General features: G+C 32.0%; 3 protein-coding genes. All 3 read right to left on the minus strand.

From position 1 onward, the window contains the following. Positions 1–94 precede the first annotated feature (94 nt). Positions 95–238 carry a hypothetical protein gene (locus DWV68_RS14500; protein ID WP_156454690.1) on the minus strand — a complete coding sequence of 48 codons (144 nt, stop codon included), beginning with the start codon at positions 236–238 and terminating at the stop codon, positions 95–97. A 236-nt stretch (positions 239–474) separates the two neighbouring features. Further along, positions 475–813, minus strand: a complete 339-nt coding sequence (locus tag DWV68_RS14265) for a hypothetical protein (protein WP_117699371.1) — start codon at positions 811–813, stop codon at positions 475–477. Continuing rightward, the gene (locus tag DWV68_RS14270; RefSeq protein WP_117699370.1) at positions 810–1,049 is read right to left on the minus strand and encodes a hypothetical protein; all 240 of its coding nucleotides are present in this window, start codon (positions 1,047–1,049) and stop codon (positions 810–812) included. Before DWV68_RS14270 ends, DWV68_RS14265 begins: the two co-directional genes overlap by 4 nt. Between the last annotated feature and the right edge of the window lie 65 nt (positions 1,050–1,114).

Consider the following 1,114-nt stretch of genomic DNA (forward strand, 5'->3'; position numbering starts at 1 on the left):
TATTATTGAATTTTCAAGGTGCATAGGCACATTTTAATGTGCGAAGTTTGAGTTATTAAATTCAATAATTTTTCCGTAACAGTTTGCTCTATCATTAGTATTCTCCTTTAATATTCCTATTTTTTCTAAATACATCTCCACCAAAAGGGGTAACAATTTGTCCCGCTCCACCAGTCATATCTCCCAATTCTGCTGCTTGGTCTTTTATACCATAGGTTGCATCTACACTATCTTCCAATTCCTTATTGGCTCATTTTTTAATTCTCGAACTTTATCACACCACTCACTATCAAGGAGACCAAAATTACAATATAATTCCAGATAAGCCAAACGCATCATTCCCATAACATCAATCTTTCCTGAAAACAATGCGTTTTAAACAAAATAGTATAGCCCCTTCTAAAATAGAGACATATAAAAATCAGCGTTATTTCAAAATCTTTTAGGTCAGGGAATGCAACTGATACTACGTTTTTATTTAGTTATTTTTTTGCTTAAAATTCTGCCAGTGTCTGCTTCAATCAACAAATTTAGTCCCATAAATGTTATGACACTTATATATTGGCAATCTTTTTTTCCAATGGACACTATAGTCTGCGGATTCAACGGCTTAATAATATCATCAATTTCCCATATTTTATTACCATTAAAATCGTATGCACCCAAATTATTTGTAGGATGTTCAGTTGAATACTTATTTCTTATTACCACACACTTCTCGAATTCTATTACCTGTGCTATTTTTTCACTAAATATAATTTGTTTTTCACCAAACCATACTATATTCTCTTTATATGAATAGTCTTTTTTCATTCTAGTCTACCTATCAACCTTTCATTTACAAAAGCATCTTCATCAATAAATTTACCCATTGTATCAAATTGCTGACCGCCTCCATTTCCCCAGCCTTCAACGGAATTAGCAATACCTGTTTGCAACTTAAAATCTGGGCTCACATTAACATCACAAATATGTGTTGGTTCTTTAGGCAATGCATATTTATCTGCAATTTGTGCTGGTGTCAAACCATCAATATCACTTTTTTTCATTAACCAACCACCTAGAGATGTAATTAGATATACTTATTAAAGCATCAATATCCAATCAAAAAAAG

The sequence above is a fragment of the Roseburia sp. AF12-17LB genome (genome assembly GCF_003479605.1).
GTDB classification, from domain to species: domain Bacteria; phylum Bacillota; class Clostridia; order Lachnospirales; family Lachnospiraceae; genus Roseburia_C; species Roseburia_C amylophila.

Bases quoted from the DNA above. Each gene is read 5' to 3' on its own strand.
- DWV68_RS14265 (WP_117699371.1), bottom strand. From the start codon at position 813: ATGAAAAAAGACTATTCATATAAAGAGAATATAGTATGGTTTGGTGAA.
- DWV68_RS14270 (WP_117699370.1), bottom strand. From the start codon at position 1,049: ATGAAAAAAAGTGATATTGATGGTTTGACACCAGCACAAATTGCAGAT.